The sequence below is a fragment of the Streptomyces sp. NBC_01551 genome (genome assembly GCF_026339935.1).
Lineage (GTDB): Bacteria > Actinomycetota > Actinomycetes > Streptomycetales > Streptomycetaceae > Streptomyces.
Map to the genome: position 1 here is coordinate 1,181,782 of NZ_JAPEPX010000001.1, position 16,026 is coordinate 1,197,807.

At 72.8% G+C, this 16,026-nt stretch carries 13 protein-coding genes; all 13 read right to left on the reverse strand.

Going from position 1 to position 16,026, the window contains the following annotated elements; all coding sequences use genetic code 11:
- Window positions 1-10: 10 nt before the first annotated feature.
- On the reverse strand, window positions 11-1,057 hold the full coding sequence (locus OG982_RS05200; protein ID WP_266789303.1) for an ADP-ribosylglycohydrolase family protein: 1,047 nt from the start codon (window positions 1,055-1,057) through the stop codon (window positions 11-13).
- Window positions 1,054-1,800, reverse strand: coding sequence for an NUDIX domain-containing protein (locus OG982_RS05205; protein WP_266789301.1), 747 nt, complete (start codon window positions 1,798-1,800; stop codon window positions 1,054-1,056). Before OG982_RS05205 ends, OG982_RS05200 begins: the two co-directional genes overlap by 4 nt.
- Window positions 1,797-2,891, reverse strand: a complete 1,095-nt coding sequence (locus OG982_RS05210) for an AAA family ATPase (protein ID WP_266789300.1) — start codon at window positions 2,889-2,891, stop codon at window positions 1,797-1,799. The genes OG982_RS05205 and OG982_RS05210 overlap by 4 nt, the downstream gene beginning before the upstream one ends.
- Window positions 2,888-3,505: a nicotinamide riboside transporter PnuC gene (pnuC, locus tag OG982_RS05215; RefSeq protein ID WP_266789298.1), complete on the reverse strand. Its 618-nt coding sequence runs from the start codon at window positions 3,503-3,505 to the stop codon at window positions 2,888-2,890. The genes OG982_RS05210 and pnuC overlap by 4 nt, the downstream gene beginning before the upstream one ends.
- Window positions 3,506-3,659: 154 nt before the next feature.
- Window positions 3,660-4,958, reverse strand: a complete 1,299-nt coding sequence (locus tag OG982_RS05220; protein WP_266789296.1) for a pseudouridine synthase — start codon at window positions 4,956-4,958, stop codon at window positions 3,660-3,662.
- Entirely contained in the window at window positions 4,958-5,578 is a 621-nt protein-coding gene (gene scpB / locus OG982_RS05225) for an SMC-Scp complex subunit ScpB (RefSeq protein WP_266789294.1), read from the reverse strand. Before scpB ends, OG982_RS05220 begins: the two co-directional genes overlap by 1 nt.
- A complete protein-coding gene (locus OG982_RS05230; RefSeq protein ID WP_266789292.1) occupies window positions 5,575-6,918 on the reverse strand; it encodes a segregation/condensation protein A in 1,344 nt (447 codons plus the stop codon). The genes scpB and OG982_RS05230 overlap by 4 nt, the downstream gene beginning before the upstream one ends.
- Window positions 6,919-7,916: 998 nt before the next feature.
- Entirely contained in the window at window positions 7,917-8,381 is a 465-nt protein-coding gene (locus OG982_RS05235) for a hypothetical protein (protein ID WP_266789290.1), read from the reverse strand.
- Complete coding sequence (locus OG982_RS05240) at window positions 8,366-9,403, reverse strand: ParA family protein (RefSeq protein ID WP_229895477.1); 1,038 nt, start codon at window positions 9,401-9,403, stop codon at window positions 8,366-8,368. The genes OG982_RS05235 and OG982_RS05240 overlap by 16 nt, the downstream gene beginning before the upstream one ends.
- A 459-nt stretch (window positions 9,404-9,862) precedes the next feature.
- The gene (gene ald, locus OG982_RS05245) at window positions 9,863-10,978 is read right to left on the reverse strand and encodes an alanine dehydrogenase (protein WP_266789286.1); all 1,116 of its coding nucleotides are present in this window, start codon (window positions 10,976-10,978) and stop codon (window positions 9,863-9,865) included.
- A gap of 152 nt (window positions 10,979-11,130) precedes the next feature.
- The gene (locus tag OG982_RS05250) at window positions 11,131-13,104 is read right to left on the reverse strand and encodes a tetratricopeptide repeat protein (RefSeq protein ID WP_266789284.1); all 1,974 of its coding nucleotides are present in this window, start codon (window positions 13,102-13,104) and stop codon (window positions 11,131-11,133) included.
- Window positions 13,105-13,240: 136 nt separating this feature from the next.
- On the reverse strand, window positions 13,241-13,873 hold the full coding sequence (locus tag OG982_RS05255) for an NUDIX hydrolase (RefSeq protein ID WP_266789282.1): 633 nt from the start codon (window positions 13,871-13,873) through the stop codon (window positions 13,241-13,243).
- Between the two features lie 86 nt (window positions 13,874-13,959).
- Window positions 13,960-15,612 (reverse strand): CTP synthase, encoded by a 1,653-nt coding sequence (locus OG982_RS05260; RefSeq protein WP_266789280.1) that lies wholly within the window; start codon window positions 15,610-15,612, stop codon window positions 13,960-13,962.
- Window positions 15,613-16,026 lie beyond the last annotated feature (414 nt).

Sequence of the window (16,026 nt, forward strand, 5' to 3'; positions counted from 1 at the left end):
GGACCCGCGCTCACGCGTCCCAGAGGGCGCCGAAGGCGAGCAGCTCGGAGCGGTACTCGATGCCGCCCTCCCACTCGCGGGGCCAGACGTCCGCGCCGAGGTGGGCGCCCGCGAACGCGCCGGCGAGGCAGGCGAGGGAGTCCGAGTCGCCGCGCGTGCAGGCGGCCCGGCGCAGCGCGAGCAGCGGCTCCTCGGGGAAGAGCAGGAAGCACTGCAGCGCCGTGGCGAGGGCCTCCTCGGCGATCCAGCCGTCGCCGGTGGTCAGGCAGGGGTCGGTCTCCGGCGAGGGCGTCCGCAGGGCCGCCGCGAGACGGTCCAGGACGGCCAGGCACTCGTCCCAGCCCCGCGCGATGAAGGACTCGGGCGAGGCGTCGGACGCGGTGCGCATCCAGAGGTCCCCGAGCCACCGCTCGTGGTAGCGGGTGCGGTTCTCCAGTGCGTACGAGCGCAGCAGCCCCACCAATCCCGTCACCTCCGTGCCCCGGGCCAGCAGGTACACCGCGCGGGCCGTCAGGTCCGAGGCGGCGAGCGCCGTCGGGTGGCCGTGGGTGAGGGCGGACTGGAGCTGGGCGGCGCCGGCCCGTTCCTCCTGCGTCCAGCCGGGGACCAGGCCCACCGGGACGACCCGCATGTTCGCGCCGCAGCCCTTGGAGCCGAGCTGGCTGGCGTCCCGCCAGTCCCGCTCCGGCTGGTCGAGCAGGCCGCAGGCCTTCAGGCAGGTGTTGCCCGGCGCCCGGTTGTTCTCCGGGGAGTGGTACCAGTCGACGTACTCCTCGCGGACCGGCCGCGCGAGGCTCTGCGGGTCCAGCCGGCCGCTGTCCGTGGCAATCCGTATGCCGCGCGCCAGGGCCAGCGTCATCTGGGTGTCGTCCGTGACGATCGCCGGGCTGGGCAGGCTCATCTTCCGCCAGGGGCCGGTCTTGGCCAGGATCGACGGCACGTCGTTGAACTCGGTCGGGAAGCCCAGGGCGTCGCCGAGGGCCAGGCCGATCAGGGCTCCCGTCGCGGCCCGCTTCCCCGCCTTCGTGGTCGTCGCGCTCGTCGTGGTCGTCGTCATCGTGCGGGTCCTTCCGAGGGGCGCAGCAGGGGCGGGTGCAAGGTGGTGGCCGGTCCCGACCGGTACAGCGCGGCCGGTTTGCCGCGCCCGCCGGTCAGCCGGGCGGCCCCGGGCACGGCCTCGACGAAGCCGGGCGTGGCCAGGACCTTGCGGCGGAAGTTGGGGCGGTCCAGGGCGGTGTCCCAGACGGTCTCGTAGACGGCCTGGAGCTCGCCGAGGGTGAACTCGGGCGGGCAGAAGGCGGTGGCCAGGCAGGTGTACTCCAGCTTCGAGCCGACCCGCTCCCGTGCGTCGGCCAGGATCGCCGAGTGGTCGAAGGCCGGCTCGGAGCCGGGAGCGGTGGCGTCGCCCACCGGCACCCAGCGGGCCCGGTCGGCGTCTCCGCCGCCCCCGGCCACCGGCTCCGGCAGGTCCGGGACCAGCGCGGTGAAGGCCACCGAGACCACCCGCATCCGGGGGTCGCGGTCCGGGTCGCTGTAGGTGCGCAGCTGCTCCAGGTGCAGGGCGGCGACGAGCTCCCCCGCCAGCCCGGTCTCCTCGGCCAGTTCGCGCCGGGCGGCCGTCTCGGCGGACTCCCGGGGCAGGACGAACCCGCCGGGGAGCGCCCACGCGCCCGCGTACGGCTCGCGGCCGCGCCGGATCAGCAGCACGTGCAGGGCCCCGGCGCGGACGGTGAACACGGCGAGGTCGACGGTCACCGCGAACGGCTCGAAGGCGTGCGGGTCGTACCCGGCGGCGGTCACGGGGCCTCGGCCCGGACGTTCTCCGGCAGCGGGTCGGCGAAGTACCAGCCCTCGCCGAGCAGTTCGTCGACGGCGGCGACCGCCTTGGAGAGGCGGGTCTCCCGGTCCCCGTCCACGGTCAGGAAACGTCTCCCGGTGCGCTCCAGTTCCTCCCGGAACCGGCCGGTCATCCAGGGCCGCAGCTGGGGCCCGTCGCGCAGCCCGTCGTCCTCGAAGGGCACGTCGGCGTGGTCCGTCAGCAGGTACAGGTCCCGCCGGGTGCGGGCGGCGATCCGCTCGACCTCCGCGTTGCGGCCGTCCATGTAGCGCTCGTGCCAGATCCCGGTCGCGAAGGAGTCGGTGTCGCAGAACAGCACCGGCGAGCCGAGCCGGGCCGCCCGCTCCTCGTCCGCGTCCTGCCGGCGCGCGATGACCGGGAACTCCTCCGAGGTGAAGGTCACGTCCGCCCAGGAGGCCGCCGGGTCCGCCGCGCGGGCCGCCGCCAGCTTCTCCTCGCTGTACGCGCGCCCGTACTCGGCGACCCAGCCCGTCTTCGCCCACACCCCGCCGCGCGCCCGGTAGTGCCCGGCCAGCGCCCGCGACAGGGTCGTGGTCCCGGTGGACTCGGCGCCCAGTACGACGATCCGCCGGGTCAGGGCGGCCCGTACGGCGGGCCCGAGGAACTCCCAGGACCCGACGGGATCCGCCCGTACCGCCGTACCGGAGACGGGGAACAGGATCCGCTCCCGGTCGACGAGGACCTCCTCGGCCCCGAACCGCCGGGCGAGTTCGCTCCCGTACTCCTCCGAGGTGAACACGGCGTCCACCCGGCCGGGGACCGCGCCCCGGAAGACCGCCATGTGGGCCTCCCAGACCGCCGGGTCGTACAGGTCGACGGGGATGTCGTCCACCGCGCCGACGACCTCGGCCCCGGGGTGCGCCTCGCGCATCCAGGCGACCCGGTCCGCGAGCGGCACCGACTCCACCGAAGCCGCGCACACCAGCACGGTCAGCCGCTCGCACTGGTCCTGGGCGGTCCGCACGAGGTGGTGGTGCCCGGCGTGCGGCGGGTAGAACTTGCCCAGCACCAGGCCGTGCCCGTAGCGCCTCATGCCGAGGCCTGCGCCGTCTCGGCCCCGGTACGGGCCCCCGGCGCGGGCAGCGTGCGCCGCCAGCCGAGCAGTCCGACGACGCAGAGCGCGAGGAAGCCGACGTACAGGGCGGAGGTCAGGTAGAGCCCCTTGTAGGCGTAGAGCGGGATGTAGACGAGGTCGGCGGCGATCCACAGCCACCAGGACTCGACGAGCTTGCGGCACTGCCCGTAGGTGGCGGCGAGCGACAGCCCGGTGGTCAGCGCGTCCCAGAACGGGACGGTGGAGTCGGTGGCCGCGCTCAGCAGGAGGGTCAGGCCGAGCACCCCCACCGCCCCCGCCGCGGCGAGCGCGGCCCATTCGGTGCGCGTGGTGCGGCGCACCGGCAGGGCCTCGGCGGTTCCTGGTCCACCCCCGTGGGTCCAGGACCACCAGCCGTACGCGGCGAGGGCGATGAAGACGATCTGGAGCCCGGCGTCGGCGTAGAGGCCGGCCTGGGCGAAGAGCACGATGAAGAAGACGTTGTTCGCGATCCCGATCGGCCAGTTGGCGACGTGCTGGCGGGCGACCAGCCACACGCACAGGGCGCCGGTGGCGAAGCCGAGCACCTCGGTCCAGCTCATGGTCCAGCTCACGCCGGGCCCCCTCCCTCACAGCCTTAATAGTCAGGTTGACTATAAACAGGGACCGGGGCCCGGGACAAGCCGAAAAAACCCGCGGCGCCCGAAGGCACTGCGGGTTTTCGACGGACCGCCGAGGTGGCGGGCCGGGTCCTTGCGGACCGGGTGCTTACAGACCGACCTCGCGCATGAGCATGCCGACCTCGGTGTTGGTCAGGCGGCGCAGCCAGCCGGACTTCTGGTCGCCCAGCTCGATCGGGCCGAAGGAGGTCCGGACGAGCTTCTCGACCGGGAAGCCGGCCTCGGCCATCATGCGGCGGACGATGTGCTTGCGGCCCTCGTGGAGGGTCACCTCGACCAGGTAGTTCTTGCCGACCTGGTCGACGACGCGGAAGTGGTCGGCGCGGGCGTACCCGTCCTCCAGCTCGATGCCGTCCTTGAGGCGCTTGCCGATCTCGCGGGGCAGCGGGCCGGTGATGGCGGCGACGTACGTCTTCTTCACGCCGTACTTGGGGTGCGTGAGGCGGTGGGCCAGCTCACCGTGGTTGGTGAGCAGGATGATGCCCTCGGTCTCGGTGTCGAGCCGGCCGACGTGGAAGAGACGGGTCTCACGGTTGGTGACGTAGTCACCGAGGCACTGACGGCCGTCCGGGTCCTCCATGGTGGAGACGACGCCGGCCGGCTTGTTCAGCGCGAAGAACAGGTACGACTGGGTGGCGACGGTCAGGCCGTCCACCTTGATCTCGTCCTTCGGCTGGACGCGCTTGCCCTGCTCCAGCACGATCTCGCCGTTGACCTCGACGCGGGCCTGCTCGATGAGCTCCTCGCACGCGCGGCGCGAACCCATGCCGGCGCGGGCGAGCACCTTCTGCAGGCGCTCACCCTCCTGCTCGGCGCCCGGGAAGGTCTTCGGCGTCTTGATCACGGGCTTGTCGGCGTACCGGTCGCGCACACGCTCCTCGATCCGCGCGTCCAGCTCGCGGGGACGGGACTGGCCGCTGCGGCTGCCGGGACCGCGGCGCGGGCCGCCGGCCCCGCCGATGCCGGGGGTCTTGGAGGTCTTGGGGCCGCCCTTGGCACCACCGCGCGCGGCCGCGCCGCGGGCACCGCCGGAGCCGCCCCGGTTGCCGTCGGCGGCGCCGCGGGCACCGCCGCCGCCCGCCTTGGCGCCGCCGCGGCCGTTGCGCTCACCCTCGGGGCCGACGTCGTAGCGGCGCTCCTCGGGGCGGGGGTTGCGGATGCGCGGCGGCGGCGCGTCGCGGTCACGCGAGTCCGAGCCGCCGCCCTGGTAGCCGCCGCCGGAGCCGCCGCCCCGGTAGCCGCCGGAGCCGCTGCCCCCGCTGGAGCCGCCACCGCGGTAGCCACCACCGCCCGTGCCGGAGCCGCCGCCGCGGTAGTTACCGCGCCCGCCGCCACCGCCACTGCTGTTCCTGTTGCCGCCGCCGTTGCCGTTGCCGCTGCTTCGCATCAAAGTTCCGTCGTCTTGTCGTCTTCATCGGTGTCCGGTAGGTCCGGATCGAACGACGGAACACCCTCTTGCGTCTCGGCTTCGATCGCGTCCGCCTCGGGGAGGAAGGGCGCGAGCTCCGGGAGCTCGTCCAGGCCTCGCAGGCCCATCCGCTCCAGAAAGTAGTTCGTCGTCCTGTACAGGATCGCACCTGTTTCGGGTTCCGTGCCCGCCTCGGCCACCAGACCGCGCTGCAGGAGGGTCCGCATGACCCCGTCGCAGTTGACTCCGCGCACCGCCGAGACCCGTGTCCGGCTCACCGGCTGGCGGTACGCGACGACCGCCAGGGTCTCCAGCGCGGCCTGCGTGAGACGGGCCTGCTGCCCGTCCAGTACGAAGGCCTCGACGGCCGGGGCGTACGCGGCGCGGCTGTAGAACCGCCAGCCGCCGGCGACCAGCCGCAGCTCGAACCCGCGCCCTTGGACGGCGTAGTCGTCGGCGAGCTCGCGCAGCGCCTGCGCGACCTCGCGCGGGGTCCGCTCCAGCACCTTGGCCAGGTGCTCCTCGGTCGCGGGCTCGTCCACGACCATGAGGACGGCCTCCAGGGCCGGCTTCAGCGCCAGCTCGGCCACGTCGCTCATTCCTTGACCTCCACGATCCGATCGAACTCGTCGCTCACGCCCGACAGCCCGTCCCCGTCGCCGCCGGCCCCGTCTGCGCCGCTCCAGCGCACCGTGAGCGTCCTGAGGGCCTCCTCCTGCTCCAGGACGACGGCCTTCTCCCGGTAGAGCTCCAGAAGGGCCAGGAAGCGCGCCACGACGGTCAGGGTGTCGGGGGCGTCCTCGGTGAGCTCCTGGAAGGTCGCCTCGCCCCGCGCCCGGAGCATGGCGACGACGAGCCCGGCCTGTTCGCGCACGCTGACGAGGGGTGCGTGGATGTGGTCCACGTAGACCTGCGGTTTCGCCTTGGGCTGCATCGCCTGGACGGCGAGCCGGGCGAACCCCCGGGCGCCGATGCTGATGACGACGTCGGGCAGCAGCCCGGCGAGGTGCGGCTCCAGTCCGACGGTGCGGGGGTAGCGCCGCCCCTCGTCCTCGGCCCGGCGCCGGAAGATCTCGGCGACCTGCTTGTACGCCTTGTACTGGAGCAACCGCGCGAAGAGCAGGTCCCGGGCCTCGAGCAGCGCGAGGTCGGCCTCGTCCTCGACCTCCGCGACGGGCAGCAGCCGGGCGGCCTTGAGATCGAGCAGCGTGGCGGCGACGACGAGGAACTCGGTCGTCTGATCGAGATCCCAGTCGGGCCCCATGGCCCGGATGTGCGCCATGAACTCGTCGGTGACCTTGGACAGCGCGACCTCGGTGACATCGAGCTTGTGCCGCGAGATCAACTGCAACAGCAGATCGAAGGGCCCCTCGAAATTGTCCAGCCGCAACACGAACCGCCCCTCCCCTCCGGGACCGGCAGCGGGTCCGCCGCCGCTTCCCGCCGCGGCCGCAGGGCCGGCCACGGACGCGGGTGCCGTCGCGGAAACGGCCCCGGGCTCACGTGCGGTCGCGGGCGCGGACGCCGATCCGGACGCGAGCCCCGGCTCGAACGCGGGCGCGGGCGCCGGGGCGATCGCCGACGCGGTCGCGGTCGCGGGTTCGGACGCGGATTCCGGCGCGGGTGCTGCGGCCTCAGCAGCCCGCGCGGTGTCTGCCGGTACGGCAGCGTCTGCGGGGTGCCGGGTGCCAGGAGCGGTGGTCTCCGAGTCCTCAGCCGGCCCTGCCGTGCCCTCCGCGGCTACGGGGGCGGCCCCGTCGGGCACCGGACGCTCAGCCGGGGGCGCGACGGGCGTGGGAGGGGAGCCGGGGGTCTCCCCCCGGTTTCGGGAAGGGGCGGGATCGGGGAGAGCCTCCTGCGGGGCGGGCGCGGCGGCGACACCCGGGCCGCGGCCCAGCAGGCGGCGGGTCGGGCGGCCGGGTTCGGCAGGAGTGGGCATCGCGATCCAGGGTGGGTACGGGAGGGTGTCCGGCGTAGCGGTACGACTCGCGCCCGGACGGGGCGGGCCGGGTCAGTCCCCGCCGCCACGAGCAGCCTAAAGCCCGACCCGCCCGCAACAACGCATCGCACGGCGGACGGCGGACGGCGGACGGCGGACGACCCGAGCCCCACCCCGGACGGTTGACCGGCCCGCAGGGCCACGGGGCCCATACGAAAACCCCGCCAACCGGGAACAGCCCACGGAGCCCGGCCCGCACACGCGGTCGGCCCGCAGAGGCCCAAGGGCGAGCGCCCCTGCCGGGACGGACCCACGGGGGCCAACCGGGACAGCCGCGGCGAGGTTGGCCCCGTATGCCCCCTCAACGGCACGCCACGGGGCGAAACCCGGACGACCCGAGCGGGGCCGGGGACCGTAACGGGGCCCCGCCGGGACCGAGAAGGGACGCCCGGCAGAGCCAAGGCCCTCAGGGCCGGGCTCCGGCAGGGGCAGAGGGCACGGGAGCGCCCCACCAGGGTCGAGGAAGGACGCCCGCAGGGACGGGGGGCTCCCGCCAGGGGCCGAGGGGGGACGGACCCGCAGGGGCGCCGGGACGGGGCCGCGCCCCGCCAGGGGACGACCCGCACTGCCTGAACGGGGCCGAGGCAGACGGGCCCGCAAGACCGCGGGGGCGGGCCGCGCCCAGGGGATGGCACGTGGCCGGGGAAAGGGGGACGGGCCCCACGGGGCCGCCAGAGCGGGAGCCGCCCCCCGCCAGGAGACGCCCCGCACTGCCGGAAGGGGGCCGAGGGAGACAGGCTCGCAGAGGCAGCAGGGCGGGTAGCCGCACCCCGCCGGGGACGGCGCGCGCGGCCGGGGCGGGCCCCGGTCCGTCAGGGGGTCAGCGGCCAGGTCCCGTTAGGGGCCGAGGGAGACGGGCCCTCAGGGCCGCCAGAGCGGGGGCCGGGCCCCGGCAGGGGGCGGTGTGCGCGGCCCGGGCGGGGCCGGGTCCGTCAGGGTCAGCGGCCGCGGAGGCGGCGGACCAGGATGCTGGCGTCGCCGCGGGACTCCAGGTCCGCCAGGACGACCGCCACCGCCTCGCGCACGATGCGGCCGCGGTCGACCGCGAGACCGTGCTCCCCGCGCAGGACGAGGCGCGCGTGCTCCAGGTCCATCAGTTCCTCGGCGGAGACGTAGACCGTGATCTTCTCGTCGTGCCGCTCCCGCCCGCTGGGCCGGCGGTTCGCCCCCCGGCCCTGGCCCTGGCCCTGGCCGCCGCCACCCTTGCCCCGCCGGGGCTCCTGGCTGACAGAACCTTCCTGCGACCGCCGAGGTGCGCCGACCGCGGGTTCCGCCACCGCCGCCGCCCCGTGCTGCTCCCCGGCCGGCGACTCGTCCCGCCGCGGCGAGGACGACTGCAGCGCCATCCCCCCGGTCGTGCGGAACAGTTCGTCGGCTCCGGGCAGACTCACTCGGCGGGACACCGCGCGAGCACCTCCCTGGCCAGCTGGCGATAGGCGGCGGCACCGACGGAGTTGGACGCGTACGTGGTGATCGGCTCGCCGGCGACCGTGGTCTCCGGGAAGCGCACCGTACGGCCGATGACCGTGTGGTAGACGTGGTCGTCGAAGGCCTCGACGACGCGCGCCAGCACTTCACGGCTGTGCACCGTGCGGGAGTCGTACATCGTGGCGAGGATGCCGTCGAGCTCCAGCTCCGGGTTGAGCCGCTCCTGCACCTTCTCGATCGTCTCGGTCAGCAGCGCCACACCGCGCAGCGCGAAGAACTCGCACTCCAGCGGGACGATGACCTTGTGAGCCGCCGTCAGGGCGTTCACGGTCAGCAGACCGAGCGAGGGCTGACAGTCGATCACGATGTAGTCGTAGTCGGCCATCAGCGGCTTCAGCGCCCGCTGCAGCGTCGACTCGCGCGCGACCTCGCTGACCAGCTGCACTTCGGCCGCGGACAGGTCGATGTTGCTCGGCAGCAGGTCCATGTTCGGAACGGCCGTCTTGAGCAGCACCTCGTCGGCCGACATGCCCCGCTCCATGAGCAGGTTGTAGACCGTCAGGTCGAGTTCCATCGGGTTGACTCCGAGGCCCACGGACAGCGCGCCCTGCGGGTCGAAGTCGACGAGCAGCACGCGCCGCCCGTACTCGGCGAGTGCGGCGCCCAGGTTGATGGTCGACGTGGTCTTGCCCACGCCGCCCTTCTGGTTGCACATCGCGATGATCTTCGCCGGACCGTGATCGGTCAGCGGACCCGGGATCGGGAAGTACGGCAGCGGCCGTCCGGTCGGGCCGATCCGCTCACGGCGCTGACGGGCAGCGTCGGGGGCGAGAGTGGCCGCGTACTCGGGGTCGGGCTCGTACTCCGCGTCGGGGTCGTAGAAGTGCCCCTCGGGCACATTTTCGTAGTCGGCGAAACCCACGGGCTTTTCGCCGCTCAGGTCGCCGGCCCTGGAGTTCACGTCTAGGCCGTCCATGCTCTTTTGAGGCGTCGTCATGTGCTGGTGGTTTGCGAAGGTGCGTACTGCGACGGAGCCGACAGCTTCGAGCCCGGCTGGGCCCTGGCCCCGCTCAGGCGTCCCTGCTCGACCACCTCCAGGAGTAAATGTCGACTCATTCACAAGTCGTCTTACCTCCTCGGACGTGACCAGGACACTTATCGATAGGTCAGCGTGGCACCATGCCGACGGTTGGCGACTCTATGGCGTGTCACCGCCCAGCGGCAACACAATCCACCGGACCCGGCACGATGTGTCGGCAACCGAACACCACTCTGTCAAGGGCGTGCGGGCTGTCGCCGCGAAGTTTCGCGGGTGCGCGAAAGGGTTAAAGGGTTACGTTCGAGGCGAGTTGAGCGGTACGGACGGGCTCTGCGCAAACGCGTCCGGCCGGACCTTGCGGGCAAGGTCCGGCCGGATACGTGAGATTGACGTCAGTCGTTGACGAGGTCTGACCGATCAGCCGAGCAGCGTGCTCAGCTCAAGGGTCGCGAGGCCGTGGGCCTCGGCGACCGGGCCGTAAACGACCTGGCCGTCATGGGTGTTGAGGCCCAGCGCGAGCGCCGGGTCACGACGCAGCGCCTCGACCCAGCCGAGGTTCGCGAGCTGCACGATGTAGGGCAGGGTCGCGTTGGTCAGGGCGTAGGTGGAGGTGTTCGGCACCGCGCCCGGCATGTTGGCGACGCAGTAGAAGACCGAGTTGTGGACCTGGAAGGTCGGCTCGGCGTGGGTGGTCGGACGGGAGTCCTCGAAGCAGCCGCCCTGGTCGATCGCAATGTCGACAAGGACACTTCCGGGCTTCATCTTGGCGACGAGCTCGTTGGTGACCAGCTTCGGGGCCTTCGCACCCGGGATCAGAACGGCGCCGATGACGAGGTCGGCCTCGACGACGGCCTTCTCCAGCTCGAAGGCGTTGGAGACGATCGTCTTGATCTTCGTGCCGAAGATCTTGTCGGCCTCGCGGAGCTTGTTGATGTCCTTGTCGAGCAGGGTCACGTGGAAGCCCATGCCGATGGCGATCTGCGCGGCGTTCCAGCCGGAGACGCCGCCGCCGATGACCACGCACTCGCCGGCGTGGGTGCCGGGCACGCCGCCGGGGAGCACGCCGCGGCCGCCGGCCGAGCGCATCAGGTGGTAGGCGCCGACCTGCGGGGCCAGGCGGCCCGCGACCTCGGACATCGGGGCGAGCAGCGGGAGCGCGCGGTTGGCGAGCTCGACCGTCTCGTACGCGATGGCGGTGGTGCCGGACTCCAGGAGGGCGTCCGTGCACTCGCGGGAGGCCGCGAGGTGCAGGTAGGTGAAGAGCGTCTGGTCCTTGCGGAGGCGGTGGTACTCCTCGGCGATGGGCTCCTTGACCTTCAGCAGCAGGTCGGCGGTGGCCCAGACCTCGTCGGCGGTGCCGAGGATCTCGGCGCCGGCGGAGACGTACTCAGCGTCCGTGATCGAGGAGCCGACACCGGCGTTCTGCTCGATGAAGACCTGGTGGCCGTTACGGACCAGCTCATGCACGCCGGCGGGCGTGATGGCGACCCGGAACTCGTTGTTCTTGACCTCGCGGGGGATGCCGACCTTCATCGTCGATCACGGTCCTTGGCTCAGGGGATTTTTCGGGGCACTTACATACATACCCGCCCACAAGAACGCGCAACGGGATGCACCACGGGATGTCGTGGTGAAGCCAGTCTAATGAAGGACGACGCGCTGTCTAGCCTTGCAAACAAATAATCTCAGTCGGAATCACTACGGATTTCGCAGGCTGCGGGGTCATCTCCCAGCAATCTGTCGGCCGTGGCACGGTGCAGCCTGGCAGCCGCGGGATCACCCAGCCGGTCCAGCGTGTCGGCCAGCCGGACCTCCAGCGCGGCGTGAAGCCGCAGGTCCCCGGCACGGCGCGCGAGGTCCACCGCCTCGCGGCAGGTGTGCAGCGATTCCTCGGGCCGCCCGGCGTACTCCTGGACGCGCGCCATCTCGCTCAACGCCTTGGCCTGGCCCGGGACATCGGCCAGTCTCCGATAGCCCGCGGCGGCCGCCCGCCAGCTGCGCAGCGCGTCCCCGTACCGGCCCGCGTACGTGTGCACGTTGCCGAGCCGCCCGTACAGCCGGGCCTCGTCCGCGCGCTCCCCCCGGGCGAGGGCCTGGGACAGCGCCCGGCCGAACCAGTCGGAAGCCCGGTGCCAGTCCGCCAGCTCCTGGTAGGCACCGCCTACGGATTCCATCGCGCGGCCGGTCGCGTACGGGTCGTTCGCGGCCCGTCCGGCGTCCAGCGCGGCCCGGTAGCGCTCCAGCGCCTCCTGGGTACGCCCGGTCTCGGCGTCCAGGTCCGCCAGGTTCAGCAGCGCGGCGGCCTGCTCCCGGTACAGGTCGCGGCGCTCGGCGACGTCCAGGACCAGTCGGTGCAGCCCGTACAGCTCGGGGGCGGCCGCGGCGGTGCCGCGGTGCTCCGCCAAGGCCCGCACCAGGGCCGCGACCAGCCGCCGGGCCAGGGTGTCCAGCCCGCCGTCCGCCACCGCGAGGGAGGCGGCCGCCGACAGCGCGGGCAGCCGGGTGTCCAGCCAGGTCGCGGCGGCCCGCCGGTCGGGGAAGCGCAGGGCGCGGGGCAGCCCGTCCAGCTTCTCGGGCCCGCCGACCCCGGGATCCTCGTCATCGGTCGCCATGGCCCGGCAGGAGTGCAGCAGCCGGACGGTGCGCTCCAGCATCCGCGCCCGGGCCAGCTGGACCTCGGCGGGGCGCTCCTTGGCCTCCAGCAGCGCCCGCAGCAGCGGCGTGAGGCAGCCGGGCAGCAGGAACAGGCCGTCCTGTCCGGGCCGGACCAGTCCCAGCCCGGCGAAGTCCTCCAGGGTGGACTGCGCGGCGGCCACGGAGCAGCCGGCGAGGGCGGAGGCGGTGTGCGAGTCGACGATGCCGGCGGGCGCGAGCGGAAGCAGCCGCAGGGTGCGCTGGGCGGGCTGCGGCAGGGACTCGTAGACGAGCCGGAAGGCCCGGCCGAGCGGGCCGCTGATGCCGGGCGTCATCTCGTGGAGCTGCTTGGCCACGTCGGCGACGGAGGCCTTGGGGTGGACGGCGAGCCATCCTCCGGCCAGGGCCAGCGCGGCGGGCTGCCCGCCGCACTCCTCGGCGAGGCCCTCGGCGGCGCGCGGGTCGACGGTGATCCGGGTGTCCCCGATCCGCCGCGAGAGCATCAGGACGGCGGAGGTGGGGTCGAGCCCGCCGAGGGTGCAGGGGCGGACATCCGGAATCCCGGTGAGGGGCCCCTCGGAGGTCACGACGACCAGGCACTCGGGGGTGTCGGGGAGCAGCGCGTCGACCTGGAAGGGGTCGCCGGCGTCGTCGACGAGCAGGATCGCCTTGCGGTCGGCGAGGGCGGCGCGCAGCGCCGAGCTGAGCTCGTCCTCGGCGGCGCCGGGCGGGGTGGGCTCTCCGAGCCCTTCGAGCAGGCCGCGCAGGGCCTGCTCGGTGGCGACGGCCTCCCCGCCGGGGGTGGTGAGGCGGGTGCGCAGGACCCCGTCGGGGTAGTCGGAGCGGACCTCGCGGACGAACGCCTCGGCGAGGGCGGTCCGGCCGGAGCCGGGCCGACCCGCGACGAGCAGCACCCGCGCGCGCGGGGCCTTCGCCTTCCGGCCGGAGAGGGTGTCGAGCCCGGTCCGGGCGATGTCCTCGCGGAGCTCCTTGAGCTCACGCCGCCGCCCGACGAAATCCGTCACGGATCCGCTCCTCTCCCTGCCTTCGGGTTGCGAGCGTAGTTCACGCAGAGCGACGACCCGTGTGGAGCGCGGCGGGTGGATCGCCCGATCGGATCAGCAGATGGTCACACCAGCCCCGTCCGGGCGCCCGGACGGGTCAGGCCTCGTAGGGGCGGGCGGGCCAGGGCGCGAGGGCGGGCCGCAGGGCGTCGAGACCGCCCTCTGCGGACCGGGCCGCGGAGAGGGCCAGCACGCCCACGACCAGCCCCATGTTGCCCAGCTCTCCCGCGAGGACGCCCCGTACCAGCTCGTCCTGCGGGACCCAGGCCAGTTCCATGTCCGCCTCCTCCGAGCCGGACTCCGTGTAGCGCTCGCCCTCGGCGGGGGAGACCTCGCGCGCCAGGAAGATCCGGATCGCCTCGTCCGAGCCGCCGGGCGACGCGTAGTAGTCGCTCAGCACCCGCCAGTCCTCGGCCTTGACGTGCGCCTCTTCGTACAGCTCCCGCTGCGCGCCGTGCAGCGGGTTCTCCCCCGGTACGTCCAGCAGCCCCGCCGGGAGCTCCCACAGGCGCCGCCGCACGGGGTGGCGGTACTGGCTCAGCACCAGCACCCGCCCCTCCTCGTCCAGCGCCACCACGCACACCGAGCCGGGGTGCACCTGGTAGTCGCGGCGGGCCACGGACCCGTCGGGCATCCGGACCTCGTCGGAGTTCACCGCGGTCTTCGCGCCCTGGAACGGCCGCTGGGTCGACAGGGTCTCCCAGGATTCCGACGTGTCCTTGATGTTCATGCCCCGAAGTCCTCCACAACGCGCGACAGCCGGGGTACGGATCTCCGTACCCCGGCTGTCTACGGTATGCGGTCAGGCCGTCGGACTCACTTGGCGGCCTGCTGGCGCTCCACGGCCGCCTTCACCAGACCCGCGAAGAGCGGGTGCGGGCGGGTCGGGCGCGAACGCAGCTCCGGGTGGGCCTGGGTGGCCACCAGGTACGGGTGCACCTCGCGCGGGTACTCGACGTACTCGACGAGCTTGTTGTCCGGGGAGGTGCCGGAGAAGACGATGCCCGCCTTCTTCTCCAGCTCGCCGCGGTAGGCGTTGTTGACCTCGTAGCGGTGCCGGTGGCGCTCGTCCACGTACGCCTGGTCGCCGTAGACCTCGCGGACGATGGAGCCCTCGGCGAGCTTCGCCGGGTACATGCCCAGGCGCATCGTTCCGCCCAGGTCGCCCGCGCCCTCGACGAAGGCCAGCTGCTCCTCCATGGTCGAGATGACCGGGTGCGGGGTGGAGGCGTCGAACTCGGTCGAGTTGGCGTCCTCGATGCCGGCCAGATTGCGCGCGGCCTCGATGACCACGCACTGCAGGCCCAGGCACAGGCCCAGCAGCGGGATCTTGTTCTCGCGGGCGTAGGTGATCGCGCCGACCTTGCCGTTGACACCGCGGTCGCCGAAGCCGCCGGGCACGCAGATCGCGTCCACGTCGGAGAGCTGCGCGGCGGCCCCCGCCGCGGTCTTGCAGTCGTCGGAGGTGACCCACTTGATCTGGACGCGGGCCCGGTTGGCGAACCCGCCGGCGCGCAGCGCCTCGGTCACCGACAGGTAGGCGTCGGGCAGGTCGATGTACTTGCCGACGAGCGCGACCTTGACCTCGTGGTCGGGGTTGTGGACGCGGTCCAGCAGGTCCTCCCACACCGTCCAGTTGACGTCGCGGAAGGGCAGGTCGAGCTTGCGCACGACGTACGCGTCCAGACCCTCGGTGTGCAGCACCTTCGGGATGTCGTAGATCGACTTGGCGTCGATCGCCGCGACCACGGCGGCCTCGTCGACGTCGCACATCAGCGAGATCTTGCGCTTGATGGAGGTGGGGACCTCGCGGTCGGCGCGCAGCACGATCGCGTCGGGCTGGATGCCGATGTTGCGCAGGGCCGCGACCGAGTGCTGGGTCGGCTTGGTCTTCAGCTCGCCGGAGGGGCCGATGTAGGGCAGCAGCGAGATGTGCACGACGAAGACGTTGTCGCGGCCGACCTCGTGGCGGACCTGGCGGACGGTCTCCAGGAACGGCAGCGACTCGATGTCGCCGACGGTGCCGCCGACCTCGGTGATCACGACGTCGACGTCCGCGGTCGCCATGCGGCGGATGCGGTGCTTGATCTCGTTGGTGATGTGCGGGATGACCTGCACGGTGTCACCGAGGTACTCGCCGCGCCGCTCCTTGGCGATGACCTGCGAGTAGACCTGGCCGGTGGTGACGTTGGCCGAGCCGTCGAGGTCGACGTCGAGGAACCGCTCGTAGTGGCCGATGTCCAGGTCGGTCTCGGCGCCGTCGTTGGTGACGAACACCTCGCCGTGCTGGAACGGGTTCATCGTGCCCGGGTCGACGTTCAGGTACGGGTCGAGCTTCTGCATCGTGACCCGCAGGCCGCGCGCCTTCAGCAGCGCACCCAGGCTGGAGGCCGTCAGGCCCTTGCCGAGGGACGAAGCGACACCCCCGGTGACGAAGATGTGCTTGGTCGTCATGGATTTGGGCGGCATCGCCAAGAGGGGGCTCCCGTGGTCGCGAGGTGAGGTGCGTCCGGCGCCGGCCACCGTCGATCCGGAAGGGTCTCAGGGGGCGCCGAAGCTGCGGTTTCGGGGCTCCTGATTTGCACAGGCAGACCACCGGTCCACGGGGTACCAGCCTATCAGCGCCAAGACCGGTCTGCCTCCGGCCACGCTCGCGGGGCGCGGCGCGACAGGCCCGGCGGGAGCGTCCGGCCTGGTCATCCGCAGGGTCACCCGTTCGGCCCAGTCCCATTGTCCGCGGGCTTACGGAGATCACTAGGGTGCCGTCATATCCTGCTCGGATATCGCTGCACATCGCCCGCCGAGCAGTCCGGCAGACGGCGCGACCCCGCCGGCTTAAGGAATCATGGCTCGATGCGGGGGTTTCTCCACACGGGAGACCGC